This is a genomic window from Betaproteobacteria bacterium (assembly GCA_016713305.1).
GTDB lineage: Bacteria > Pseudomonadota > Gammaproteobacteria > Burkholderiales.
Window position 1 is genome coordinate 64997 of sequence record JADJPK010000005.1, and the last position, 25203, is coordinate 90199.

Here is a 25203-nt window from a genome sequence, read left to right on the forward strand (position 1 = left end):
ATGACAGAGCAGTTCCACGGCACGACCATTCTTTCCGTCCGTCGCGGAAACCGCGTCGCCCTCGGGGGCGACGGCCAGGTGACGCTGGGCAACATCGTCGTCAAGGCGACCGCACGCAAGGTCCGACGTCTGTACCACGACCGCATTCTTGCCGGCTTCGCCGGCGGCACCGCGGACGCGTTCACCCTGTTCGAGCGCTTCGAAGCCAAGCTGGAGAAGCATCAGGGACACCTGGTCCGTTCGGCAGTGGAACTGGCCAAGGACTGGCGGACCGACCGCATCCTCCGCCGGCTGGAAGCGATGCTTGCGGTGGCGGACCGGGAGGCCTCCCTCATCATCACGGGCAATGGCGACGTGCTGGAGCCGGAACTCGGTCTCGTCGCCATCGGTAGCGGTGGCGCATACGCGCAGTCCGCCGCACGCGCCCTGCTCGACAACACGGAGTTTCCTCCGGCCGAGATCGTCGCCAAGGCGCTCTCCATCGCCGGAGACCTGTGCATCTACACCAACCAGCATCACACTATCGAGGAACTGGGCTGATCCGGCCCGCCGGCGCGAGGAAGTGCGCGCCCTGCCTCACGTTTCACGGTATCCGAACATGTCCGCCATGACTCCGCAGGAAATCGTCCACGAGCTGGACAAGTACATCGTCGGCCAAAACAGCGCGAAGAAGGCCGTGGCCATTGCCCTGCGCAACCGCTGGCGCCGGCAGCAGGTGTCCGAGCCGCTGCGCCACGAGATCACGCCCAAGAACATCCTCATGATCGGCCCCACCGGCGTGGGCAAGACGGAGATCGCCCGCCGGCTCGCGCGTCTCGCGGATGCCCCCTTCATCAAGGTGGAGGCGACCAAGTTCACCGAGGTGGGCTACGTCGGCCGCGACGTCGACACGATCATCCGCGACCTCGTGGAGACGGCCGTGAAGCAGACGCGCGAGCAGGAGATGAAGAAGGTCCAGCATCGCGCCGAGGACGCTGCGGAGGAGCGCATCCTGGACGTTCTGCTGCCGCCGGCGCGGGACGCCGGCTTCGGCACCGCCGCAGAACCCGACGAGAAGCAGAACACCACGCGGCAGAAGTTCCGCAAGAAGCTGCGCGAAGGCGAACTGGACGACAAGGAGATCGAGATCGACGTCGCCCAGGCGTCCTCGCGCATGGAGATTCTCGCGCCCCCGGGCATGGAGGACCTCACCTCGCAGATCCAGAGCATGTTCCAGAACCTCGGCGGGGCCCGCCGCAAGACACGCAAGCTGCGCGTGAGCGAAGCGATGAAGCTGCTGGTGGAAGAGGAAGCCGCGCGGCTGGTGAACGACGAGGATCTCAAGACGAAGGCGCTGGAGAACGTCGAATCGAACGGCATCGTGTTCATCGACGAGATCGACAAGATCGCCACGCGTTCGGAGTACCAGGGCGCGGACGTGTCGAGACAGGGCGTGCAGCGCGACCTTCTGCCGCTGGTGGAAGGCACGACCGTGACCACCAAGTACGGCATGATCAAGACCGACCACATCCTGTTCATCGGCAGCGGCGCATTCCACTTCTCCAAGCCCTCCGATCTCATTCCGGAACTGCAGGGCCGGTTCCCCATCCGGGTGGAGCTGGAGTCGCTCTCCGTGGACGACTTCGAGCGCATTCTCACCTCGACCGACGCGTGCCTCACGCGCCAGTACGAAGCTCTGCTGGGCACGGAAGGGGTCAAGCTGCAGTTCACACCCGAGGGCATCCGCCGCCTTGCCCAGATTGCCTGGCAGGTGAACGAGAAGACCGAGAACATCGGCGCGCGCCGGCTCTACACGGTGATGGAGCGGTTGCTGGAGGAAGTCTCCTTCGACGCGTCGAAGCGCTCCGGGCAGGAACTCACCATCGACCCCGCCTACGTGGACAGCCGCCTGGGAGAACTGGCCGCCACCGAGGATCTCGCCCGTTACGTGCTCTGACGGGAGCGCGTCCGGGGCACTGCCCACGCCTGCGTGGCGATCGCACGCGGTCCGTGCGGCAGCGTGCGCGCGGCCCCTCGCGTCCTCGATCCTTCACCCGTCTGCATTCCACTGCACCCGCTCTTCCCGGAGGCCCCGGTCACGCCACCGCCCGGGCGCGCCCCGCATCCGCATGCTCACGGCCTGTCCGTCCGCGTGATCCTTCCATCCCCGCGACCCGCGCCGCGATGGGGTCATCGGCAGCGGGTCTGCGATCTTTGTGCTCACGCCACCCTGAGGCGATCGCCGCGCGTGCCGATATAACGCACAGCGCTGGTGCACGAGGCACGATCGTCGACGCATTGCATGACGACGGAGTTCGCGGCGCTACAATCCGCCGACCAACAAGACAGGGATCGACAGCGCCATGCCCACCGGCACCACGTACCTGCTCGAAGTCAATCCGAAGCTCCCCAAGCGACTCGCCCGGCTCGAAGAACTGGCGAACAACCTCTGGTACAGCTGGGACCGTCCCACGCGCACGCTGTTCGCGCGGCTGCACACCGGTCTCTGGGATGCCGTGGGCCACAGCCCCAAGGCCTTCCTCAAGCGCGTCGACGAGCAGCGTCTGCTCTATGCCGCCGACGACCCCGTCTTCCTGAACAGCTACAACCGCGTCCTGTCGGCCTACGACACGTATCACAACGAGCCGCTGCGCCGTAACGGTTCGGAGTGGCTGCGACAGTCGGATCTGGTCGCCTACTTCTGCGCGGAGTTCGGATTCCACGAATCCCTGCCCATCTATTCCGGCGGCCTGGGCATTCTCGCGGGCGACCACTGCAAGGCGGCGAGCGACATGCGCCTGCCCTTCGTCGGCATCGGGCTGTTGTACCGACAGGGTTATTTCTCCCAGTTCATCGATGCCGACGGCAATCAGCACGCCTCGTTCGCCGACAACGATTTCGACGATCTCCCGGTCACGCCCGTCACCACGGACGCGGGCGCCCCCGTGATCGTGCACGTGGACCTGCCGGGCCGCACGGTGGCCGTCCAGGTGTGGAAGGCGCACGTGGGCCACGTCGATCTGTATCTGCTCGACACGGACATCGAGGCGAACGCCGCGCACGATCGCGGCATCACGCACCGTCTCTACGGCGGCGACCGCAAGGACCGCATCGAGCAGGAGATCATCCTGGGCATCGGCGGCGTGCGGGCGCTGGCGGCAGTGGGCCTCAAGCCGACGGCCTGGCACATCAACGAGGGACACGCCGCGTTCCTGGTGCTGGAGCGCATGCGCGAACTCGTTGCGCAGGGCTACGAATTTTCCACGGCGCTGGAAGCGGTGGCGGCGAACACGGTCTTCACGACCCACACGCCGGTGCCTGCAGGTCACGACCACTTCGCCGAAGACATGATGACCGCCTACTTCGAGCGGTTCTACGGCGATCTCAAGCTTTCGCGCGATCAGTTTCTCGCGCTCGGCCGCACCGAAGGCGGTCACGAGTTCAACATGACGGCGCTGGCCATGCGCAGCTCACGCTTCCAGAACGGCGTGTCGCGCATCCATGGCGGCGTGTCCTCGCGGATCCTCTCGTCCATGTGGCCGCAGATCGAGCCCGAGGACAATCCGATCGACTACATCACCAACGGCGTGCACGTCACGACGTTCCTCGCGCAGGAGTGGGGGGATGTCTTCGACCGCTATCTGGGCTTCGACTGGAGCCAGCATGTCTCCGACGTGGGCTTCTGGAAGAACGTGCAGTCGATTCCCGACCACCTGTTCTGGAGCGTGCGCCAGTCGCTCAAGTCGCAGATGCTGCACCTCATCCGGCACCGGATCTCGAACCAGCACTTCCGCAACAACGGATCCGAGGCTCATCTCGACCGCCTGCTCAAGCTCACCGATCCGGCCAACCCCAACGTGCTGACCATCGGGTTCGCACGGCGATTCGCCACCTACAAGCGGGCGACGCTGCTGCTGCAGAACCTCGACTGGCTGAAGTCTCTCGTCTGCAACGACGAGCGGCCCGTGGTCTTCGTCTTCGCCGGCAAGGCACACCCCGCCGACGTGCCGGGGCAGGACCTCATCCGGCGCCTCACGCAGATCGCCCGGACGGCGGAGTTCGAGGGCAGGGTCCTGGTGGTGGAGAACTACGACCTGCGGCTTGCCCGGCGCCTGGTCTCGGGCGTGGACGTGTGGCTCAACAATCCGGTGTACCCGCTGGAGGCGAGCGGCACTTCGGGAATGAAGGCGGGCATCAACGGCGTGATCAACCTGTCGGTGCGCGACGGCTGGTGGGACGAAGGCTACGACGGTCACAACGGCTGGGCCATCAAGCCGGTGTCGGAGAGCCTCGACGAGCACCGCCGCAATGTCGAGGAATCGAACACCCTGTACGAATTGCTGCAGGATCACGTGATTCCCACGTACTACCAGCGCAACGAGATGGGGTATTCGCCGGAATGGGTGCGGATGGCCAAGAATTCCATCGCGACCCTGCTCCCGCGCTTCAACTCCGCCCGCATGGTGAACGAGTACGTGGCCAAGTTCTACCTGCCGGCGACCCGGCAGTGGCGCCGCTATTCGGAAGGCGCCTTCACGGCGGCCGGGCAGCTCGCGAAGTGGAAGGAGCATGTCCGCAGTGCCTGGGAACACGTGAAGATGCGCCGCCTCGACGCGGCACCCAAGCGGATTCCCTTCGGTGCCGGCGTGCGTTTCGAGATCGGCGTTCGCCTGGACGGGCTCAAGCCGGACGATGTCGTTCTGGAGATGATCCTGGCCCGGCACACGTCTCTCGAGAGTCACAAGCACCGCTCGAACTACCGCTTCGAATTCGACGGCACCTTCAGCGCCGAGGGGGAGCACCGCTACGTGCTGGAACTCACGCCCGAGCTCTGCGGCAAGCTGGAATACCGCATCCGCCTGTATCCGCACCACGAACTCCTCACCCATCCGCACGAGATGGGGATGATGCTGTGGCTCTAGGGAAAGTCCGATCGGTGTGCGCGGATCGCCACCGGAGTCCGGCGGCCGGTTGACGGCGGCGGCGCTGCCATCCCGCCGATCGCAAGGACTCCCGCGGTCATCCTGGCGTATTCTCGGGAGACCGGCCCCCTTTGCCGGCGAAGCCCGGCGGCGGGCACGGAGGATGCAACACGGTCGGCTTCGAACCGGCAGATGCGCTCGTCCGGGCCCGTCCCTGTTTTCCGGGGGCAAGGAGACACCGTGAATATTTCCATCCAGATCATCGGCGTCGCAGACCGTCCCATCGACGGCCCGCGGGCCGTCTTCGGGCCGCGCGGCGGCACCATTGGCAGACGCTCCGACAACACGCTGGTGATCCCCGATCAGAGTCGGCGGGTGTCCCGCGTGCACGTGATGGTGAGTTGCCAGGCGGGCGTGTACAAGGTGCGCGACCAGGGCTCGTTCCTGCCGGTTTACGTCAATGGCCACGGGGTGGGTTTCCAGCGGGACATGACCGTGCGCCCCGGGGACCGTGTTCAGATCGGACCCTATACGCTTCTGGTCTCGGCCGTCGAGGATCAGGTGGCCGTCACGCCGTCCCGCCCGGCGCCGGTCGTGTCGTCTCGCAACGACGAGCCCGTGGAGCAGGCCCGTGCAGCTGAGGAAGCACTCACGTTCGAACTGCTGGAGCAGCGCCTGGCGGCGGCCAAGGCCGCGGGATTGACGCTGACCAAGCGAGAGACCGCCGAGACGGAATCACCCTTCGATGCGAGCGCGACCCAGGGTGTGGAACCTCGGCGATCGGCTGCGGCGGCACCTCAGGAGCCGCTCGCGGCCGCCCCGGATCCCGCCGCCGAAGGCGCCAAATCCGGCGCCGTGCGGGACAAGATCGTTCCCCTGGCAGAAACCGCACGCAAACTGTTCAACTGGCGAAGCTGAGGGACTGCGGACGCGCGTCTCGTCTCGCGCTGCAGGCACAACTCAAAAAATGAGCCGGGCCCTCTTGGTGGGGCCCGGCTCTTTTTCTGGGGAGGTCTCCTCGGTTCGATGCCGAGTGTCGGATCGAAGCCCGCCAGTGGAGTTCGATGGCCGGATCCTCTCCCGGGCCTCTGATCTTTCCCATATGAGGATCGTCAGGGTTCCAGCGCTCGGAGGCCGGCCACCCGCTCCCTCACCAGCGATTCGTAGTGCCGTTCCACCGGCCGCATGAAAAGCGCGGCGTTGCAGAGGGGCGAGACGGAAAGCTGCGCCCTCATCCCCTGACGCAGCCGTTCGAGCGCGGGAATGTCCGCCGCCAGGCGCACGCAGATGGCGACGTAGTCGTCCGCGGACCGGGCGACGAGTTCGGGAAAACCTGCCGCCTGGAGATGGCTGGTCGTGTGGTTGGAGGCGAAGCGGTGTCCGCGGAGCGTGACGACCGGAACACCCATCCACAGCGCATCGCATGTGGTGGCTCCCCCGGAGAAAGGCGTCGGGTCCAGCGCGATGTCCACGTCCGCATACTGCGCGAGCATGTCGGGGTGGGGCGACGCGTCGCGGAATTCGACGCGCGATCCGGCGACGCCGTGCCCGGCCAGCGCGGACGCGATCCTTTCGCGCGCGAACGCCTGATCGGCGTGCCGCCACTTCACGAGCAATCGCGATCCGGGTACCTGCCCGAGAACGCGCGCCCAGAGTTCGAGTGTCGCCGGCCCCAGCTTGGCGAGCTTGTTGAAGGATCCGAAGGTGATGCAGCCGGTGCTCAGCGAAGGCGCCGGCGCGACGGGCGGCGCGTAGGACGGCGGCGCGTAGCACGCAAAGTCGAACGGCAGACGCAGCACCCGTTCCGAGTAGCAGTCCAGCGTGGTGTCCGGCGTGACGTTCGGGTCGCCGAGAAATGCATCCATGCCGTCGAGCCGCGTGGGACCTTCGTAGCCCAGCCAGGTGATCTGCACCGGCGCTGCCCGGGCCGCGAACACGCCCAGCCGGTGCCCGCCGGTGAATCCGTTGAGGTCGACGAGCACATGGAATTTCCGTTCGCGTGCCCAGGCCGTGAGGTCGGCGGCGGACATCCCGGACACGTCCTGCCACTGGTCCACCCGGCCTCGCATCCGCTGGCTCAATTCGTCGGTCACCGCGGCGGTGGCCAGTGCCCACACTTCGAACCGCGACCGGTCGTGGCCGGCGAGAATGCTGTCGATGAAGAACCCGGGGGCGCTCACGCGGAAGTCCGACGACACGTAGCCCACGCGAATCCGTTCCCCCGGTTTCCAGGCCGGGGACACGAAGCTTTCCTTGAGCGCGGCGGGAACGCCTTGCTCCACGCGCTCGGCCGCCATCCTCGCGAGGGCCGAAAGCTCCGGCTCCGTGGCCGTCTCCGAGAACTGGCTGACGAGAAGAAGATTGGTGGCGTAGAGGGCATCGGCGGGCGCACAGTGCGCCACCTTGCGGAACGCATCGATGGACGCCTGGGTGTGCCCCAGTTCCCACAGCACCTTGCCGAGCTGGTTGTGGACAGCGCCGGATTCCGGCGCCAGTGCGACCGCGCGTTCGAGCGCGCTCAGCGCGGCCTTCACCTCTCCGGCCGAGAATGCGGCGCCCGCCAGGAGTACCAGCACGTTCGCCTTCTCCGCCGCGGTCGGACGTCCTTGTGCCGCATGCTCGTAGGCGTCCGCGGCATGCGCGAAGCGGCCGGTCGCCGCGAGCAGATTGCCGAGGTTCTGCCAGGCATCCGGATAGTCGGGATAGAGCGCGATGGCTTCCCGGTACGCCGACTCTGCGTCGGTCACCCGCCCCAGCGCCCGCGAGGCGACGCCCCGGATGAGCCATCCGTCCGGGCGGCTGCGCCAGGCGTCCGGTTCCCGTTCCAGCGTGGCGAGGGCGCCAGTGGCATCTCCCCGCTGATACGCGGCGAAGGCGGATTCGAGGGCGGAACTCACGGCGGTCAAGGAGACGGGGAACTCATGCCGGGCCGGCTCAGTACAATCCGAAGACCTGCTTGCGCTTGAGCAGGAAGCGGGTGTCGTCGATCACGCGTTCCAGCGTGGCGGCATGCTCGTCCTGCGCGGTCCGGCCGAGGCCCATGAAGTAGAGGTCGTGCACGGTGTGGTCCTCGATGAAGGCCCACGTGCGGAAGCAGCGGTCGAAGTCGATGCCCGCGAAGTCCTCCGGCGCGAGATTGCGGTAGTACTCGTCGCTGCCGTGTTCGCCGGAGGGATAGCGTTTCGTCTCGTGCTGGCGCCGTCCGTGCCCCGCGCAGCTCACGAACATGAGACCCGCGGACTTCATCACCCGCATGGCGTTGAGGAACGCGTCCCGCCATTGCGGCAGGTGCTCCAGCGATTCGCAGCTCACGATCGTGTCGAAGCTCTGGCCGGTGGCGGGATACGATTCCATGGCGTCCGCGTTGGCGGCGGCCGAGCTGTTGGGCGTCACGATGCGGCACTGATCGAACCACTCCTGGGTGGCCGCGGTGGCGCCGGGCCGACCGATCTCCAGCACCTGCCGGTGGCGGAAGTAGTCGGGGAGCTGCCGCTTGAGCAGCCCCAGCATGAAGCGCTGCTCCGAACGCGCCTTGTAGTCGTGCGGCTTCAGGCGGTCGCGGATGCCTGCGAGGATGTCGAGCAGTTCCGTGTCGCCGGGACGTTCCACCAGCGCGGCGCCCGCCACCTTCGCCGCCTCGTCCACGCGTTCGGCGGAGTACAGGTGCCGGGCAAGCCAGGTCACTTCCGGGGCCTTGAGCGCGGGCCGGGAGACGGTGCGCAGGAACAGGTCGATATCCCGGTCGTTCCAGTACATCCACAGGTTCTGCGGCCCGTGGAACCCGAACGTCGGCTTGCCATCGCGGACGGTCTCGTGGGAGAACCGGCTGGCGAGATCGACCGGCGCGAAGCGGATGCCGAAATCGGACTGCAGGCGCTCGCGGAAGTGCACGCAGATCGCCTGGTCCTCGTGGACGATCGCGTCCTCGGGAAACGACGGGTCCAGCAGGGCGTCCATCAGCTTTCGCGACCGCAGCGAGAAGCCGCCGTTGCCGACCGGTTCCGGGCTGAGATCCGGCGGCCAGGGCGCGCCGATGTAGTCGCAGTCCAGAAACTTCGGATCCCACGCGTCCGGCCGCACCACGTAACCGTCCCACTGCATCACGAGAATGTGGCTCGTGTGCACGTGGGCGGGCATGAACTTCACCAGGAAGCGCGAATAGTCCCGCTTGCTGCGGATCTCCGGAATCCGGATCACCTCGATGCCTTCGGGTGCCTCGACGTCCTTGGACGTGAAGAACAGGGCGCGGGAGAACTCGCACGCCTCCCGCGACCGCTGCATGGCCTGCAGCGCGAGCGGAACGTTCACGCAGTCGATGCAGCACAGCGTCACCTGATCCAGCGCGGGTCGGGCGGACAAGGACACCCCCATTCGGTTGAAGGGGCCCCCGATGCAGGGCCCCGGACGGGGGGATTAACGGCGTTGCCGACCGGGGATTTAGGGAGGGTCTGAAATCAATCAGTGCTTCGCCAGGCCGGCCCGGGATTCGGAACGCCGCGGGTCAGTTGGGCGGACGCAATGGCGGCCGGCGCATCAGGGCGTGCCGAACAGCCCCGGCCTGCGGCGGTAGGACCACACCAGCATGAAGATGCCGCCCAGGACCATGGGCAGAGAAAGCCACTGACCCATCGTGAAGCCCATGGCGAGAAAGCCGAGGAAGCTGTCCGGTTCGCGGGTGAACTCCACGGCGAAGCGCAGGCAGCCATAGCCGATCAGGAACACGGCCGACACCGCTCCGAGCGGCCGGCGGCGAGAGGAGAAGATCCAGAGGATGGCGAACAGCACCAGGCCTTCGAGCGCGGCTTCGTAGAGCTGCGACGGGTGGCGCGGCAGGTCGTCGACGTTGGGAAAGACGACGGCCCAGGGCACGGTTGCCGGACGTCCCCAGAGCTCCGCATTGATGAAGTTGCCGATCCGGCCGAAGCCCAGGCCTGCAGGCACGAGGGGAGCGATGAAGTCCGTCACCGAGAACCAGTGCTTGTGCCGGCGCCCTGCGAACAGGGCCATGGCGATGATCACGCCCAGGAAGCCCCCGTGGAAGGACATGCCGCCTTCCCACCAAAGAAGATCCGCAGAGGTTCCTGCAGATAGTCGGCGAACTTGTAGAACAGCACGTACCCCAGGCGCCCGCCCAGGACCACGCCGATCACGGCGAAGAACAGCAGGTCGTCGACGTCGCGGTGCGTCCAGCCCAGGTCGGGACGGGTTCTGGCGCGGTACCGGCCCAGGAGCAGGCCGGTGACGAAGCCGGCGAGATACATGAGCCCGTACCAGCGCACGGCGACGGGGCCCAGCTTGAGCGCGATGGGATCGAACTGCGGATGGACGAACATGCGGGACCCGGATCTGAGGAGCGCGGATTATACGGGCGCGAGGCTGCGCGGACGCGATCCGCGACAGGTCTCCCATGCCGGCGTCACGGCACGTCGGCGGCGCTCATCCGGGCGAGGATGATTCCCGTCTTGCGGTCCAGGTGGGGCGTGGAACGGTGCCTGTCGTAGAAGCGCGGGTTGGGAACCATGGCGGCCAGCCGTGCCGACTGCTCGGGGCCCAGGTTCGCCGCGCTGGTCCGGTAGTAGTACCGCGCGGCGGCCTCCGCGCCGAACACGCCGTTGCCCCACTCGATCACGTTGAGATAGATCTCGAGGATGCGCCGCTTGTCCATCACGGTCTCCAGCATCACCGTGATGACGGCTTCCTGCAGCTTGCGCCAGGGCGTGCGCTTGGACGACAGGAACAGATTCTTGGCGAGCTGCTGGCTGATGGTGGATCCGCCCGAGACGATCTTTCCCTTCTTGAGATTCTTCTCGTAGGCCTTCTGCAGGGCATCCCAGTCGAAGCCGTCGTGATCGAGGAACTTGCCGTCCTCCGCGGCCACGATGGCGCGCTTGAGGTTGCGCGAGATCCGGTCGTACGGAACCCAGCGGTGGCGCAGTTCCGCGTCCGGGTTCTTCTCCTGCAGGATCTCGAGACGGTCTTCCATGAACGCGGACGTGGACGGGTTGAACCAGATCCACCAGACCACGTGACCGAAGATCCAGATCTGATAAACGAAGAGCAGGACGGCGAAGACCGCCAGCGCGCGCCAGGCGAGCCGCAGGGCCGTCTTCATGGGATCAACCCCTGCGCAGCATCGCGAGCACGGGGGCCGTCTCCGGCCGCACGCCGCGCCACAGGTGGAAGGATTCCGCGGCCTGTTCCACGAGCATGCCCAATCCATCCGCCCGGCGTGTCACGCCCGCCGCGGCCGCGTGCGCAAGGAACGGCGTGTCGCCCTTGCCGTACATCATCTCGTATGCGACTGCGCCGGGCGCGTAGAGCCCATCCGGAAGATCCGGCGCTTCGCCGCCGATGGCGGCCGACGTCGCGTTGATCACCACGTCGAACGCCCGGCCCGCAAGCGCATCCATCCCGCAACCCTCCACGGGACCGCGGCTGCCGAACTTCTGCTGCAGCGAAAGCGCCTTCCCGGCCGTCCGGTTGGCGATCACGAGGCCTGCGGGCGCCTGGCCCAGCAGCGGCAGGACGACGCCCTGAGCGGCGCCACCCGCACCCAGCAGCAGGATGCGCGCGCCGGCGAGCTTCACGCCCAGGTTCCGCGCGAGATCGTTCACCAGCCCCGCGCCGTCGGTGTTGTCGCCCAGCACGCCGTCCGCATCGAACCGCAGCGTGTTCACGGCGCCTGCCGCCTGCGCGCGCTCGGTCCGCCGGCCGGCGTACTCGAACGCATCGAGCTTGAACGGCAGCGTGACGTTGAGTCCGCATCCGCCTTCGCGGCGGAACGACTCGACGGTCTCGCGAAACTGCCCCAGCGGACCGAGAAGGCGCTCGTACACGATGTCCTGGCCGGTCTGCCGGGCGAACTCGGCGTGGATGAGCGGAGACTTGCTGTGGGCGATGGGATTGCCGATGACGGCGTAGCGGTCGGTCATTCGGTCACCAGTTCGTCGGTTCGGGTGAAGGCCCAGTTGCGGGTGATGCTGAGGATGTCGTACTGGCGGCGGATGGCGGGAGGAAACGGGGCGAATGGCGAGGAAAGCTCCACGATGCGCCGCGCTGCGCGGTCGAGCACGGGAGAGCCCGACGAGCGGTCGATGTCGACCTTCTCGACCGAGCCGTCGGAACGGATCGACACGGTGATCAGCAATGTCGCGTACAGGCCGCGCCGGCGCGCCTCCTCCGGAAAATTGTGGGTGCCGATGCGCTCGATCTTCTGCCGCCAGTCGTCCACGTACTGCGCATACACGACGCCTTCCGTGCGGGCGCCGATGAACTTGCGCTTGGGCAGCTTCTGGTACTGGTCCCATTCCCGGGCGATCTGCGCTTCCAGCCGCGCGATCTTCGTGTTTGCCTGCACGGACTCTGCCTTGGTCACGGCGTCGCTCCGCTCCTCCAGTGGCGCGGGACTGTCCTGCCGCGAGTCGACGGGCGTCAGCGACTTCGACTGGGTCAGCAACCGCTTCATTTCGGCTTCGAGGTTCGCCACGCGCTGGGTCGCCAGCGTGACCTCGTCGGTATCCGTCTCGTCCGGCACGACAGGGAGGTTGCTCTTCGCCCGGCGGTTCGCTTCCGTGTTGCCCCCGCCGTCGAGATTCGCCTGGGCCATGGCATCGGCCCGGTTCGGCTTGCGGATCGACTTGCTGTTGACCAGCACCACCTCCAGAGGCGGCGTCACGTTCTCCAGCAGCCTGGCGTCGGGCGGGATGAATTTCACTACCAGCACGACGCAATGCACGGCGAGCGACAGCGCGATGGCGATGGGCAGCAGATGGCTGCGGGCGCGTTCGGGCAGGGTGTAGCGCGGGGGGACGACGGCTGCCGGGGAAGGCGCGAGAACGGTCGTGTTCAATTCGGAAGGGCCGCGGGCATTCGCGCGGCGAATTCTATCGGTCCCTCCGCGGCGGTCATAGGGTCATGCCCGCCCGGCGAACCGGCAGTCGAGTTCCAGCCCCAGCAGATCGATATCCGCGATGTCCACTTCCACCCGCTGACCCGGCGCGGCCTCGGGCGGCAGGGAGGGGGTGCGGGCGAAGAGCGGAATGCGCTCGAGGCGCACGAGGCTCTCGCGCAGGACCACGGCGCCGGTGCGCGTGACGCCTTCCTGCAGCAGCCAGCGCAGACACCAGTAGCGTTCCATCACCCTCTGGAAGTCGGCATAGGCCTCGTAGGCCGCCTCGAAGTCGCGCATGGCGATCACCATGGCGTCGGAGTCCTCGTCGTAGGGCACCGGCTCGTTCAGCGCCGTGGCGATGATCTGCCGCTGGTTGAGCAGATCCACGTAGCGCCGCAGGGGAGAACTGGACCACGCGTACTGTTCCACCCCGAGACCCTCGTGCGGACCGGCCTGCAGCGACATGCGCACCTTGCCACCGCCCTGAACGCGGTAGATGCCCGGCACTCCATACTCCACCAGGTGCTTGCCCCACTCGGCATTGGCCAGGATCATCAGTTCGGCCACGACCTTGTCCACCGGCGCGCCGCGCCGGCGCTCCACGATGCGGATGCGGTCGTCGTCGACGTAGAAGCTGTAGTCCTGCCGTTCCTGGACCGTGTCGGCCTTGCCGCGCGCGACCTCCAGCGACCGCGCGAACCGGTGCAGCAGTGCGAGTTCCTGCCCGAACGGAAACTCCAGGCGGCCCTCCGCGAGCGTGGTCTCGTTGAACAGCGCCTCGAGCGTGTCGTGGCGCAGGTTGGCCTTGATGGGCACCCGTTCCACCCGGGTCTCGAAGCCGATGGGCTGCAGATCGTCGTCGAGGAACGCGTAAAGGGACACCGCGGGACGCTCCCCGCCTTCCGCGAGCGTAAACCGGTCGATCACGTCGTCGGGAAGCATGGTGATCTTTCGACCCGGCATGTACACGGTCGACAGCCGGCGGGCCGCGATCGCATCCACGTCGCTTCCCGGGGCGATCCCGAGCGCTGGCGCCGCGATGTGGATGCCGATGCGCCACCCGCCCGAAGGCAGCGGCGCCACCGAGAAGGCGTCGTCGATTTCCGTCGTCGTCGAATCGTCGATGCTGAAGGCCTCGACGTCGGCAACGGCCAGTTCGGGCAGCGCGGGCGCGGCGGAGAGGTTGCCGAAGCCGGTCCCCTTGGGGAAGTTCGCGCGCAGGAAGCGGTTCAGGTGGTAGTCGCAACTGGACGGGATCGCGCCGCACTTCTCGAGCAGATGCACCGCCGTGAGTCCCGTGGCCGCCGCTGCCGCTTCGAGCGCCTTGACCTCGATGGTGTTCCGGTCCGGTTCGTAGAGCAGTTCCGGCAGCTTCGGCCGGAACTCCTCGGGCAATTCGAACCGTGAGAGTTTCTCGGTGAACTCGGTCTGCTGCAGCGCCTGCAGGCGCTTGCGTTCCACGCTGGCCAGTGCGGCCTTGAGGGCATCCTCCGGTGCCGCCCGGTAGCGGCCCTTGCCCTTCTTGTAGAAGTGCATGGGCGAGCCGTGCAGGCGCAGCAGCAGCCCGGCGGCCTCCTCGGCCTTGGGTTCGTGGCCGAAGTAATCGCGGCCCAGAGCCAGGAACTCGAACTCCTCGTCGGGCGCGACTTCCCAGAGGAAGCCGGGATCGATGTCCGCCGCGACGGCCTGCGCGGCATCCAGGAACTGCAGGACATTGGCGGTGGTGAAGCGCAGCAGGACCGCGTTGGCCTTCACCTTGCTGCGCTTGCCGTGCGCCGTTTCGACCTGCAGGAAGGTGTTGTTGTCGACGAGGACGGTCCCGGCCTTGAAGCCGCCGTCCTCTTCGTAGAAGACATTCACGTGAAGCCTGTACCGAGTTGGAGTGCCGCGGGCGCCGCGGCGCTCCGGTCCGGACCAGCGCCGGAAGGGGAGCGCGATTATACCGGCCGGTCCGCCCCGATCCGGGCGTCGCCGAAGCGCGCGACGTCGTCGATGTAGCGCTCGAACTCGGGGAATCCGTGGTCGGAGCCCTGCACGACGATGTGCGGCGACCCGGCGTAGTGCGCCGTGGAGATGCGGTAGTCCAGCAGGTCGTCGCCGGTGGTCACGACCAGCAGATAGCGCTCGGGACGCGTGGGGCGTGCGACGTGGTACGCCCCCATCTGCGCCAGGTGCTCGCGGGTGAGCTCGTACCGTTCACCGGAATAGAGATTCGTCTGGGGACCGAGAAACGCCTCCAGGCCGATGTGCGGCGTGATGGCGGGGTTCACGAGAACGGCCCTGCAACCGTGCTGCTCCGCGAGCCAGGTGGCGTAGAACCCCCCCAGCGAACTGCCCACCAGCACCACCGAGGCGGGGTCCGCGCCATGCACGAGGGCCTCGAGCTGATGCATGGCTTCCCGGGGCCAGTGCGACAGGGCGGGGCAGTGGAACTCCCCGCCGCGGCCACGGCTTTCCAGCCAGGCGTGCAGCTGGCGCGACTTCACCGAAGCCGGCGAACTGTTGAATCCGTGGACGTAGAGGTACATGTCATCTCCCTGTTCGACGACCTTGTCCGGCGCCGGGCACACCGGATCGGGCACCGGGATTGTGCGCCCCGCGAATCCGGTGCACAAAATCGTGCCGCATCGGCGATGCGTGCCCGAGGTGCGCCCCGCGCAGGGGCCGATGCACGGGCGTGGCGCGGAGCTTGCGCACGCACCGGGCGTTCCGTCACCCGGTCACAGGAGAACTGCATGACCAACCGCAGGAGCTTTCTGGGCAGCATCGCCGCCGCCGCAGCAGTGCCATGGGCTGCCAGGGCCGCGGAAGAACCCTCGCCCCGCCCGGAGATCCGGGCGCTGCAGGCCGGCACGGTGGGGCAGTACCAGGGCGGCGTGTATCTGCTCCCCGCCACGTCCGAAACCGTGCAGTGGGGCTGGTTCGACCAGAACGAGACGCCCCGGGCGCGCATCCGCTCCGGCGACACCGTCGTCATGGAAACGATGATGGCCTCGCTCAACCAGGTGCTTCCTGGCGTACCCATCGAAGAGATCACGCGTCTGCGGGTGGAACACCCCGGCCGCGGCCCGCACAGCATCACCGGACCGATCTTCGTGGAAGGTGCGATGCCGGGCGATGCGCTGCGCATCAGGATCAATCGCATCGTGCCGCGCAACTACGGCTCGAACTGGAACCTGCCCGGCGAACTCAAGCTGGGTCAGTTCCCCGACGCGTTCCCCGTGCCGCAGGTCAAGCACTTCTACCTCGATCTGCAGCGCGGCGTCACCGAGTTCGCGCCGGGGATCGAGATTCCGGTGCGTCCCTTTCCGGGCATCGTCGGCGTGGCGCGGGCGGAAAGCGGCCGCTACAGCACGGTGCCGCCCGGCCCTTTCGGCGGGAACTTGGATATCCGCGAACTGATCGCCGGGACGACGCTCACGTTGCCGGTCTTCGTCGACGGCGCGCTGCTGTGGTCGGGAGATTCCCACGCCGCGCAGGGCAACGGCGAGATCAACCTCACGGCGATCGAGACCGCCTTCAGTGAACTCAACCTCACGGTGGAAGTCGTCAAGGGCAAGACGCTGGCGTGGCCGCGCATCGAGTCGCCGACGCACTGGATCACCGTGGGCTACGACCGCAACCTCAACCGCGCGCTGGAGATCCTCGTCGAGGAGACCCTGCGGTTCCTCGTCGACGAACGGGGCATGAGCGGCGGCGACGCGCGCTCGTTCATGGACAGGTTCGGCGACTGCCGCGTGGCGGAAGTGGTGAACCAGGTGAAAGGCGTGTACTGCATGCTGCCCAAGCGGCCCCGCGCGAAACCGGGTATCCGCCCCACGGGCGAGACGCGAAAGTACCTCGTGACGCACGCCACGGACCCCGATCTCATGCAGTCGATGAACCAGGCGGCCATGCGCATGATCGACCTGGTGGCGGATCGCAAGTCCATGCAGCGCATCGACGCCTACGCGCTGGCGAGCCTTGCCATGGATGCGCGGATCGGGCGCGTCGAAGCGGGTGCGATGCAGGTGCACTGCCTGCTGCCGAAGTCGATCTGGGTGGAAAAGAGGCGTTCTTAAGCTTCGAGTAAGGTCCCCGCGTTAGCGTTCGTTCCACCCGTCATTTGCCGGGTGGAACTGCCAGATCGCCTTTTCGGAGAACTCCATGAGCATCAAGAAGCTGCTTGCCGCCTTCGCGGCTGTCGCATTTGCATTCGGTATCGGTGCCGTCCAGGCGGCCGAGGAAGCTGCCAAGGCGGAACCCGCTGCGGCCGACGCCAAGCCCGCCGACGCCAAGCCGATGAAGAAGCACAAGGCCAAGGCAAAGGCCAAGGCAAAGGCGGAAGAAGCCAAGCCCGCCGATGCCGCCGCCCCGGCTGCCGCGCCCGCCGAAAAGAAGTAATCCGCTTCATCCGCGTCCCGCGGACGGCTCGCGAATCGTCGCGCTGCCCGCCGGACGCGGCTCGCCGGTCTGCAATCGGTGCTCTCCGCCCGCACGGCGGCTTTCGATTCGCGCATCCCGCGACGGCATGTCCGCGGCCCGGGCGTCATACCCTGAATTTCCCCCGTTCCGGCCACCACCGGCTCCGCGCCACTCGATCGCCCTCTTTCCGAAGGCAGCGCCGGCTTGAAATGTCGCCGTCCTGTGGCTAACGTCGCGTCGACGATAGCCAGGGAAGCGAGGCATGGACAGAGTGCGCAGACGATTCATCCGGCTTGCCGGCGGCGGCGCCGTCCTGTGCGTCGGCGCGCTCGTTCCGGGTTGTCAGGCAGGCATGCCGCGAGAGACCGTCGCTGCATGGAACGGTCCGCCCGACAACGAGGCAGACGTGCGCCGTTGGGCGCTGAGCCACGCGCTGCTCGCGCCGAATCCCCACAACATGCAGCCGTGGATCGCCGACATCCGCACCCCCGGCGAGATCGCGCTCCACTACGATCTCACCCGCTCGCTTCAGGAGACGGATCCGTACTACCGACAGCTCCTGATCGGGTGCGGCGCCTTTGTCGAACTGGCCGCGATGGCGCTGCGCGAAAGGGGGATCGAACCTTCCCTGCGGTGGTTTCCCCAGGGCGAATTCGGCGCTCGTCCCGACACGCGTCCCGTTGCGGTCATCGCACTGACCCGGAAAGCCGGCGTCGAGCGCGACCCGCTGTTCGCGCAGGTGCGCAGACGGCACACGAACCGCAGTCCCTTCGAATCCGATCGCCCGGCAGACCCGGACGATCTCGCCGCCGTCGCGAAAGCAGCGAGCGTCCACGGCATCACGGCGCAGAGCGCCGGGCCCGGCGCGCTCCGCGATGCCGTCGTGACGATCGCGCGATCCGCCTGGTCGGTGGAAGTGAGCACGCCGCGCGTGTGGCAGGAGAGCGCGATGCTGACCCGGGTGGGCGCGGACGAGATCCGCAGGCACCGCGACGGCATTTCCATCGCCGATGCCATGCCGGTCATCGCCCGGTCGATCGGCGCCTACGATCCCAGGGCGCCGCTCGATCCGGGCTCTTCGGCCTTCAAGCGCATTCTGCAGATGGGCTCCGAGCAGGCGCAGACCGCGGCCGCCTGGATGTGGCTCGTGACGGAGGGAAACGGGCGCACGCAGCAGGTCGAGGCCGGGCGCGCGTACGTGCGGCTGCATCTCGAGGCCACCGCACGGGGCCTCGCCCTCCAGCCGATGAGCCAGGTGCTGCAGGAGTACCCCGAGATGGCCTCGCTGCAGCGCACCTTCTACGACACCGTGAAGCTGGATCCTGCGCGGCTCACGGTGCAGATGCTGGCGCGCCTGGGCTATGCCATTCCCGCGCCGCCGTCGCCGCGCCGTCCGCTCGAGGACATTCTGCGCGCCTGAGCGGCGCAGCCCGCCGGAGCTTCAGCGCATCGGCGAGACGGCGGCGGGTGCCGCAACCTCGAGCGTCGACAGATTGATGCGTGCCTTGATGTGTTCGGGGTCCAGTTCCAGGGCGTGTTCGTACGCCTGCCGTGCTCCCGGGATGTCCCCCGAGGTCTGGCGCGCGTATCCGAGGTTGTTCCACACCCGTGCCTTGCGCGGCGAAGCACGCGCCGCCGACTCCCAGAAGCTCGTCTCCGTGCGGTACTCGCCGTTGCGCGAGACGGTCGCGGCGGCAAGCGCGGTGAACACGGCCACCCACGCGGTGGTGCGAAGACCGCGGGCGCGCACGACGCCGAGTGCCGCGCCCAGCATCCACGCAGGCCCCGCGAGCGCCAGATAGAGCTGGCGATCGTTCGCGACATCGAATCTGGGCACGACGGAATTGGTGGCCGCGAGCTGCACGAAGTACCAGATGATTCCCAACGAAAGCCAGCGCCGCCTCGGCCACTGCCACACGGCCGCGAGGCCTGCAGCGGCAAGCGTCAGTGCGGCCGGCCACAGATCCGGCGTCCAGCCGCGGCGGACCGGAAGATCGGGGTCCACATTGGTCTGCAGGGCGAGCAGCGGACGGGTCAGCAGGTAGAACTGGCCGTCGATCTGCGTCAGCAGGTTTTCCACGGCGGTCCGCGTCTCGAGGCTCGCCCCGAGAAGCGCCCGGTATCCCGGGATGCTCATGGCGGCCAGCGCGCCGCACAGAAGTGCGGCGAAGTACGGCAGGCTGGCGCGCCACGGGCTGCTCGACCCGCGCTGCGTGCGCGCCGCTTCGATCGCCAGTACCGTGAACGGAAACGTCCAGGCGTTCTCCTTCGCGCCGAACGCGCAGACGAACGCGGCGACTGCCAGGGCGGTCCACGCCGCGGGCCGCCGGGAACCGTCGCGCTTCAGGTGCGCAAGCAGGGCGAGCAGCAGGAACGTCGTCATGAGTCCGCCCGATCGCCCTGAAATGTAGGTGACCGTCTCCGTCTGCGCGGGGTGCAGCGCGAAGACTGCCGCCGCGAACCATGCCGCGAACCGCGCTCTGTCTCCGGGCAAGCCGCACAGCAGGAGCACGCGCCCGACCGCCAGGAGCAGGAGCCACGCATTGATCGCGTGCAGGGCGATGTTGACGGCGCGAAAGCCGGCGGGACCCCAGTCCGCGGCCCAGCTGGCGACGTACGTTGCCTTGAGGAGCGGCCGGATGCCCGGCATCCGATCCCACCACGCCGTCCAGGTATGGACCCCGGGGTTGTCGACGATCACGTTCCAGTCGTCGAACTGGAAGCTCGCCCCGAGCGATCCCGCGTAGACGGCCGCCACCAGCATCAGCAGCGACACGGTGCGCAGCCGTGACGAGTCTGGAGACACGGCCGGCGTCATGGCCCTGACGGGGCGGCAGCCCGGCGAGCGTGCCACTCGAACGCGCGGTCGAGCAGCGAGTGGGCATCCCACCAGCGGTTGCGCGCATCGAGCAGCACCACCCAGGCGTCCACGCCGCGGCGCCGGGCCAGGGCGATCACGCACTTGCCGGCCTTCGACGTGAAGCCGGACTTGACGCCGATCGCGCCGGGATAGCGTCCGACGAGCGCATTGCGATTGGTCACGCGCGTGCGCCGCGCGCTGTCGGCCGTCGCAATCTCCGCGTCGACACGCCGCACCTCGCGTGCGACGGCTTCCCGTGCCATGGCCGCCTGCGCGAGCTGCAGCAGATCCGCGGCCGTCGACACGTGTCCCGCGGCGTCGTGGCCGCACGCGTTGCGAAAGCGCGTGTCGCGAAGACCCAGTTGCTGCGCCCGGGCATTCATGCGGGCCACGAACGCGTCCTCTGTCCCGTCACGCCAGAGCGCCAAGGCGAGGCAGGCGTCGTTGGCCGATGCAACGAGAGCGGCGGAAAGCAGTGCCGAGACGCGATAGCGCTCGCCCGTGCGCACTCCCAGCCGGGATCCGGTGGCGGCCGCGGCCGGGGCCGTGATGGTGACGATGCTGTCCGGCTGGTCTGCTTCGTCGACGAGCAGCGCGGTCATCAGCTTGGTGAGACTCGCCGGTGCGAGCGGTCTGGCGCTGTTGCGGCTCCAGGGCGTTTCGCCGTTCACCCGGACCAGATAGGCCGTGGCGATTCCGGGAAATGCGTCGGCGTCGGCGCGGACCGCCGTGCTCGCGCTCCACAGCGCGGCGAACGCCGCGAGAAGGGCCGCCCCGGAAACGCGCCGGCTGCGGCCCCGCACGTTCAGAACTTGAGGAACTTCTTCAGCTTGCCGGCGCCTTCCTTCAGCATCTCGGTCGCGCTCTTCTTCTTCGGCTCGGCCGGGGCGGACTCGCCCCCGGCCGGCGCGGCCTTCGCCGCGTCGGCGCGATCGGCCGTGTAGGAGAGGCCGCCCAGCGTCGAGCACATCTCGCGGAAATTGGCGGCCACCGACGTGTACGTGCGCCCTGCGCAGTTCTCCTTGCGCAGCGCCGCAGCTTCCGCGGGGCAACTGGACGAGACGAAGTTCCAGTCCTTGCCGTCGATCGCGCTCCTGCACACGGGACCGCTGATGGAGGCGGGGTCGATGCCGCAGGCCTGCGCCGCATCCCGCCAGCGCGTGTCGTACTTCGATTGCCCTTCGCGGAAGCCCTTCGGGTCGCGCATCGTGGACGTCACCTTGGTGACATTGGCGCAGAAGTCCGCCTTGCGGTCCTTGCAGAACAGGGACTCTTCGGGCAGCCCCTGCGCACCGAAGAACATGGCGGGCTGGAGCTCAGCGATCATCTTGTCGCATTCCTTCGCCAGCATCGCGTTCTGCTGCCCGACCATCGCCTCGACCTTCTTGCGCGGATCCTCGTAGGTGCAATTGCCCTTGCGCTTGGCCGACATGTCCATCTTCATGGAGAACTTCTGGCCTTCGCGCGTTCCGGCCGCGGACATCGTGCCGCGCCACGCGTCCTTGCCGAGCGATTCCATCTCGCCGGTGCCGGTCCACTTGTCGGCGCCGTCCTCGCAGGCAAACTTGAAGATGTGCTTCTTGCCGCTTTGCTTCGATTCGAGCACGCGGCAGTTCTTGTCCATCATCCGCTGCTCTTCGCGCGCACCCTTGGGCGTGCAGTTCGTCTGCGTCATGGCCGGCATCTTCATGCCTTCGGACTCCATGGCCATGGTCGTTTCCCACAGTTCGTCCTGGCCCTGTTCGGCGGTCGCGGACAACGGCACGGCAATGGCGAGAAGCGCGCAGGCGGCAAGACGGGAAAGGGATTTCATCGGAGGGATCGCTGCAGTGGACGATACGGCGAACGTTGCCACGCGGCCGGACACGGCGCAAGCGGAGAGGTCAGGCGGCTGCCCGGCGGTTCTGCCACAGCCCTTCGGCGGAGTACAGCACCAGCGCGGCCCAGATGGCGACGTAACCCCACAGCTTCGCGGCCGGCAGGGATTCCCCGTAGAAGCTCAAGGCCAGCACGAGCTGGATGCTGGGACCCAGATACTGGATGAGGCCCAGCGTGCTCAGGGGAATGCGTCGTGCGGATGCCGCGAAGAACAGCAGAGGCATGGCCGTCACCGGACCGCTCGCGAGCACCAGCAACTGCAGGCCGGCCGATGCGCTCCAGAACACCGATTCGCCGCGGTGGTCGATCCAGGCGAGGTACACGCCGGCCGCCGGAAGTATCAGGGCGGTTTCCAGCAGCAATCCCTCGAACGCGCCGAGCGGGGCGATCTTTCGCAGCAGGCCGTAGAGTCCGAACGCGGCGGCGAGCGCGAGACCGATCCACGGCACCGTTCCGGCGTACCCCGTGAGCCATAGCACGCCTCCTGCCGCGAACGACACGGCGATCCACTGGAGGGAGCGCAGGCGCTCGTGCAGGAACACCGCGCCCAGCAACACGTTGACGAGCGGACTCATGAAGTAGCCGAGCGTCGCATCGACGATCCGGCCATGACTCACGGCGAAGATGTAGACGCCCCAGTTCACGAACACCATGGCGGCGCTCGCGGTGAAGACCGCCAGCGTCCGGGGGCTGCGCACCACGCCCGGGACCCACTGCCAGCCGATCCGCCACGCGATGAGGCCGCCCACGAACACGAAGGACCACACGACGCGCTGGGCGAGCAGTTCCAGCGCCGGAACGCTGGACACGGCGTGGAAGTAGACCGGGAACAGCCCCCACAGCACGTAGGCGCAAAGCCCGTAGGTGATACCGAGCGAAGCCCTGCTCAACGCGTGCCGCCGGACGGAAGCTTTGCGGGACGCACGCGGACAAGAGGCGCCTTCGGCAAGGTCGTGCCGGTCACGCGGTGCCGACGCGCAACACGCCTGCGCCGAGATCCACGACGCGGCCGCCCACGCGGATGGCGCCTGCGGCATCCACGTCGAGGTGCAGCCTGCAGGCCCGCCCGAGCCGGTCGCCCTGGTGCAGAACGCGGGACCACGGCAGCGGTCCGCCCCGCAGGAGGTGCCAGCCGCCGAGATTGGCGCAGGCCGAACCGGTGCCGGGATCCTCGGCGATCGCGGCCTGCTTGCCGAAGAAGAAGCGCACCGGCATCTCCGGGGTGTCACCTTCGACGAAGCAATAGAGCTTGATCATCCCGCGGTCGTTCGCCCAGCGGGCCGCGATCGCCGGAACCGGCGCGGCACGTTCGAGCGCGTCCCCGGAGACGAGCGGGATGAGGAGCTGTTCCATGCCCGTGCTGACCCAGCACGCGCCCTCGGCGATGTCGCTCGCGTCCAGCCCGAGCATGGCGGCGAGTTCGTCACGGCCGGCCCCCGCGGGTCGCGATGTCGGCGCATTCGCCGTGAGTGTGTAACGGTCTCCGTCCACCTCGACCGGAATCACGCCTGCCTGCATCTCCAGGGACACGCGCCGCAGACCACCGCGCATCGAGGACACGACGGCGGCCGTGCCCAGGGTAGGGTGTCCCGCGAACGGCATCTCGCCCGCCGGGGAGAAGATCCGAACGCGGGCGTCGGCCCGGTCCGACGGCAGGAGGAAGGTGGTCTCCGAGAGATTGAACTGCAGCGTGAGGGCCTGCATCGTCTCGGTGCCCAGCTCACGGCCATCCTCGAACACGCACAATGCATTTCCGGAGAGCGCCGGCTGTGCCGCGAACACGTTGACCAGGCGATAGCGGAGTTCAGCCACGGGCCAGCGCCTCCAGCAGCTTGCCGTGGATGCCGCCGAAGCCGCCGTTGCTCATGACCAGCACCGAATCGCCCTCCCGTGCCTCGGCGGCGATGGCGTTGACCAGCGCAACGAGTTCTTCGTGCGTGGAAGCCTTCGCCCCGAGCGGCGCCAGCGCATCCGCCGCATCCCAGCCCAGCCCGCCCGTATAGCAGAACACGCGGTCCGCATCGGCGAGGCTGCCGGGCAACTGCGCCTTCATGACGCCGAGCTTCATGGTGTTGGAGCGGGGCTCCAGCACGGCGAGGATCCTGCCGGGGCCCACCTTGCGGCGGAGCCCTTCGACGGTGGTTGCGATCGCCGTGGGGTGATGCGCGAAATCGTCGTAGACCGTCACGCCCCGCGCCGCGCCGCGGTTCTCCATGCGGCGCTTCACGTTGCGGAAGCGGCCGAGCGAGTCGATGGCCGTTGCCACCGGAACTCCCGCATGACGCGCGGCGGCAATCGCCGCGAGCGCGTTCATCCGGTTGTGGTGTCCCAGCAGGTCCCATGCGACGCGACCCTGCTTCGTCCCGGCGAGCACGACATCGAATGCCCCCTCCGCAGAGGGCGCAGCCGCCTGCCAGGCCGAATCGCCCCCGAAACGTTCGACCGGAGTCCAGCACCCCCGGGCAAGCACGCGGTCCAGGGCCGCCTCTCCGGCGTTCGCCACGACGAGACCGTTGCGCGGGACGGTCCGCACGAGGTGGTGGAACTGGGTCTCGATGGCGCCCACGTCGGGAAAGATGTCGGCGTGGTCGAACTCCAGATTGTTGAGCACTGCGGTCCGCGGGCGGTAGTGCACGAACTTGGAACGCTTGTCGAAGAACGCCGTGTCGTACTCGTCCGCCTCGATCACGAAGAACGGGGAAGACGTGAGCCGGGCGGAAACCCCGAAATCGAGCGGAACGCCGCCGATGAGAAATCCGGGATCGAGCTTCGCATCCTCGAGGATCCACGCGGCCATGGAGCTGGTCGTGGTCTTGCCGTGCGTCCCGGCCACCGCGACCACCCATTTGCCCCGAAGGACATTCTCCGCGAGCCACTGCGGGCCGGAGACGTAGTCGAGCCCGCGGTCGAGGATCTCCTCCATGAGCGGATTGCCGCGCGTGACCACGTTGCCGATCACGAACAGATCGGGCGCGAGATCGATCTGCGCGGGATCCCAGCCCTCGATGAGGCGGATGCCCTGCGCTTCGAGCTGGGTGCTCATGGGCGGATAGACGTTCGCGTCGCAGCCGGTGACCGTGTGGCCGGCCTGCTTGGCGATGACGGCGATGCCGCCCATGAAGGTGCCGCAGATGCCCAGGATGTGGATGTGCATGGTGCCAGGGAAGGTCCGGACGACGAGCACGGATCGCGTTGCCGCCGGGGAGGGGCGACGCGAACGCGGGGGCGACGGAAATGGACGTCGGCCGCGGCCGTACGGACCGGTCAGG

The 25203-nt window shown here is 67.7% G+C and carries 20 protein-coding genes and 1 pseudogene; 7 read left to right on the forward strand and 14 right to left on the reverse strand.

From position 1 onward, the window contains the following. The 4 genes from hslV to IPK20_05395 all read left to right on the forward strand — a co-directional run bounded on the left by hslV (nucleotide 1) and on the right by IPK20_05395 (nucleotide 5819). On the forward strand, nucleotides 1–540 hold the full coding sequence (gene hslV, locus IPK20_05380; GenBank protein ID MBK8016197.1) for an ATP-dependent protease subunit HslV: 540 nt from the start codon (nucleotides 1–3) through the stop codon (nucleotides 538–540). Between the two features lie 58 nt (nucleotides 541–598). Next, nucleotides 599–1936 (forward strand): ATP-dependent protease ATPase subunit HslU, encoded by a 1338-nt coding sequence (hslU, locus tag IPK20_05385; protein MBK8016198.1) that lies wholly within the window; start codon nucleotides 599–601, stop codon nucleotides 1934–1936. Between the two features lie 406 nt (nucleotides 1937–2342). Further along, the gene (gene glgP, locus IPK20_05390; protein ID MBK8016199.1) at nucleotides 2343–4901 is read left to right on the forward strand and encodes an alpha-glucan family phosphorylase; all 2559 of its coding nucleotides are present in this window, start codon (nucleotides 2343–2345) and stop codon (nucleotides 4899–4901) included. A 240-nt stretch (nucleotides 4902–5141) separates the two neighbouring features. Further along, entirely contained in the window at nucleotides 5142–5819 is a 678-nt protein-coding gene (locus IPK20_05395; protein ID MBK8016200.1) for an FHA domain-containing protein, read from the forward strand. Between the two features lie 194 nt (nucleotides 5820–6013). On the opposite strand, the gene IPK20_05400 is transcribed toward IPK20_05395, so the two are convergent. From IPK20_05400 to IPK20_05435, 8 genes and pseudogenes are all read right to left on the reverse strand, one after another. Next, nucleotides 6014–7798 carry a tetratricopeptide repeat protein gene (locus IPK20_05400; GenBank protein ID MBK8016201.1) on the reverse strand — a complete coding sequence of 595 codons (1785 nt, stop codon included), beginning with the start codon at nucleotides 7796–7798 and terminating at the stop codon, nucleotides 6014–6016. A gap of 37 nt (nucleotides 7799–7835) precedes the next feature. Further along, nucleotides 7836–9260 (reverse strand): methyltransferase domain-containing protein, encoded by a 1425-nt coding sequence (locus tag IPK20_05405; protein ID MBK8016202.1) that lies wholly within the window; start codon nucleotides 9258–9260, stop codon nucleotides 7836–7838. Between the two features lie 174 nt (nucleotides 9261–9434). Further along, nucleotides 9435–10234: pseudogene (locus IPK20_05410) on the reverse strand (prolipoprotein diacylglyceryl transferase). Between the two features lie 83 nt (nucleotides 10235–10317). Beyond that, nucleotides 10318–11013, reverse strand: coding sequence for a monofunctional biosynthetic peptidoglycan transglycosylase (mtgA, locus tag IPK20_05415; protein ID MBK8016203.1), 696 nt, complete (start codon nucleotides 11011–11013; stop codon nucleotides 10318–10320). Between the two features lie 4 nt (nucleotides 11014–11017). Then, nucleotides 11018–11833 (reverse strand): shikimate dehydrogenase, encoded by an 816-nt coding sequence (aroE, locus tag IPK20_05420; protein ID MBK8016204.1) that lies wholly within the window; start codon nucleotides 11831–11833, stop codon nucleotides 11018–11020. Further along, entirely contained in the window at nucleotides 11830–12750 is a 921-nt protein-coding gene (locus tag IPK20_05425) for an energy transducer TonB (GenBank protein MBK8016205.1), read from the reverse strand. The genes aroE and IPK20_05425 overlap by 4 nt, the downstream gene beginning before the upstream one ends. A 63-nt stretch (nucleotides 12751–12813) precedes the next feature. Then, the gene (locus IPK20_05430; protein ID MBK8016206.1) at nucleotides 12814–14652 is read right to left on the reverse strand and encodes an RNB domain-containing ribonuclease; all 1839 of its coding nucleotides are present in this window, start codon (nucleotides 14650–14652) and stop codon (nucleotides 12814–12816) included. Nucleotides 14653–14729: 77 nt separating this feature from the next. Then, complete coding sequence (locus IPK20_05435) at nucleotides 14730–15320, reverse strand: esterase (protein ID MBK8016207.1); 591 nt, start codon at nucleotides 15318–15320, stop codon at nucleotides 14730–14732. Between the two features lie 207 nt (nucleotides 15321–15527). Here IPK20_05435 and IPK20_05440 point away from each other — a divergent pair, with 207 nt between their 5' ends. The 3 genes from IPK20_05440 (at nucleotide 15528) to IPK20_05450 (ending at nucleotide 18616) form a co-directional block, all read left to right on the forward strand. After that, entirely contained in the window at nucleotides 15528–16853 is a 1326-nt protein-coding gene (locus IPK20_05440) for an acetamidase/formamidase family protein (protein MBK8016208.1), read from the forward strand. Nucleotides 16854–16938: 85 nt separating this feature from the next. Continuing rightward, nucleotides 16939–17175 carry a hypothetical protein gene (locus IPK20_05445; protein ID MBK8016209.1) on the forward strand — a complete coding sequence of 79 codons (237 nt, stop codon included), beginning with the start codon at nucleotides 16939–16941 and terminating at the stop codon, nucleotides 17173–17175. 283 nt (nucleotides 17176–17458) lie between these two features. Then, nucleotides 17459–18616 carry a twin-arginine translocation pathway signal protein gene (locus IPK20_05450; protein MBK8016210.1) on the forward strand — a complete coding sequence of 386 codons (1158 nt, stop codon included), beginning with the start codon at nucleotides 17459–17461 and terminating at the stop codon, nucleotides 18614–18616. Nucleotides 18617–18637: 21 nt separating this feature from the next. Here IPK20_05450 and IPK20_05455 read toward each other — a convergent pair whose 3' ends face one another. The 6 genes from IPK20_05455 to mpl all read right to left on the reverse strand — a co-directional run bounded on the left by IPK20_05455 (nucleotide 18638) and on the right by mpl (nucleotide 25088). Then, complete coding sequence (locus tag IPK20_05455; protein ID MBK8016211.1) at nucleotides 18638–20002, reverse strand: tetratricopeptide repeat protein; 1365 nt, start codon at nucleotides 20000–20002, stop codon at nucleotides 18638–18640. A gap of 8 nt (nucleotides 20003–20010) precedes the next feature. Continuing rightward, nucleotides 20011–20859, reverse strand: a complete 849-nt coding sequence (locus IPK20_05460) for a D-alanyl-D-alanine carboxypeptidase (protein MBK8016212.1) — start codon at nucleotides 20857–20859, stop codon at nucleotides 20011–20013. Nucleotides 20860–20861: 2 nt separating this feature from the next. Beyond that, complete coding sequence (locus IPK20_05465) at nucleotides 20862–21869, reverse strand: DUF3617 family protein (GenBank protein MBK8016213.1); 1008 nt, start codon at nucleotides 21867–21869, stop codon at nucleotides 20862–20864. A 70-nt stretch (nucleotides 21870–21939) separates the two neighbouring features. Continuing rightward, entirely contained in the window at nucleotides 21940–22971 is a 1032-nt protein-coding gene (rarD, locus tag IPK20_05470) for an EamA family transporter RarD (GenBank protein ID MBK8016214.1), read from the reverse strand. Next, nucleotides 22895–23746 (reverse strand): PhzF family phenazine biosynthesis protein, encoded by an 852-nt coding sequence (locus IPK20_05475; protein ID MBK8016215.1) that lies wholly within the window; start codon nucleotides 23744–23746, stop codon nucleotides 22895–22897. Before IPK20_05475 ends, rarD begins: the two co-directional genes overlap by 77 nt. Beyond that, nucleotides 23739–25088, reverse strand: coding sequence for a UDP-N-acetylmuramate:L-alanyl-gamma-D-glutamyl-meso-diaminopimelate ligase (gene mpl / locus IPK20_05480; GenBank protein ID MBK8016216.1), 1350 nt, complete (start codon nucleotides 25086–25088; stop codon nucleotides 23739–23741). The genes IPK20_05475 and mpl overlap by 8 nt, the downstream gene beginning before the upstream one ends. Nucleotides 25089–25203: the final 115 nt, after the last annotated feature.

What these genes read in the sequence shown, in the direction of transcription:
- IPK20_05465 (MBK8016213.1), bottom strand. Translation starts at nt 21,869, where the DNA reads ATGAAATCCCTTTCCCGTCTTGCCGCCTGCGCGCTTCTCGCCATTGCC.
- aroE (MBK8016204.1), bottom strand. Translation starts at nt 11,833, where the DNA reads ATGACCGACCGCTACGCCGTCATCGGCAATCCCATCGCCCACAGCAAG.
- mtgA (MBK8016203.1), bottom strand. Translation starts at nt 11,013, where the DNA reads ATGAAGACGGCCCTGCGGCTCGCCTGGCGCGCGCTGGCGGTCTTCGCC.
- mpl (MBK8016216.1), bottom strand. Translation starts at nt 25,088, where the DNA reads ATGCACATCCACATCCTGGGCATCTGCGGCACCTTCATGGGCGGCATC.
- hslU (MBK8016198.1), top strand. Translation starts at nt 599, where the DNA reads ATGTCCGCCATGACTCCGCAGGAAATCGTCCACGAGCTGGACAAGTAC.
- IPK20_05450 (MBK8016210.1), top strand. Translation starts at nt 17,459, where the DNA reads ATGGACAGAGTGCGCAGACGATTCATCCGGCTTGCCGGCGGCGGCGCC.
- IPK20_05445 (MBK8016209.1), top strand. Translation starts at nt 16,939, where the DNA reads ATGAGCATCAAGAAGCTGCTTGCCGCCTTCGCGGCTGTCGCATTTGCA.
- glgP (MBK8016199.1), top strand. Translation starts at nt 2,343, where the DNA reads ATGCCCACCGGCACCACGTACCTGCTCGAAGTCAATCCGAAGCTCCCC.
- rarD (MBK8016214.1), bottom strand. Translation starts at nt 22,971, where the DNA reads ATGCCGCAGGCGCCATCCGCGTGGGCGGCCGCGTCGTGGATCTCGGCG.
- IPK20_05440 (MBK8016208.1), top strand. Translation starts at nt 15,528, where the DNA reads ATGACCAACCGCAGGAGCTTTCTGGGCAGCATCGCCGCCGCCGCAGCA.
- hslV (MBK8016197.1), top strand. Translation starts at nt 1, where the DNA reads ATGACAGAGCAGTTCCACGGCACGACCATTCTTTCCGTCCGTCGCGGA.
- IPK20_05435 (MBK8016207.1), bottom strand. Translation starts at nt 15,320, where the DNA reads ATGTACCTCTACGTCCACGGATTCAACAGTTCGCCGGCTTCGGTGAAG.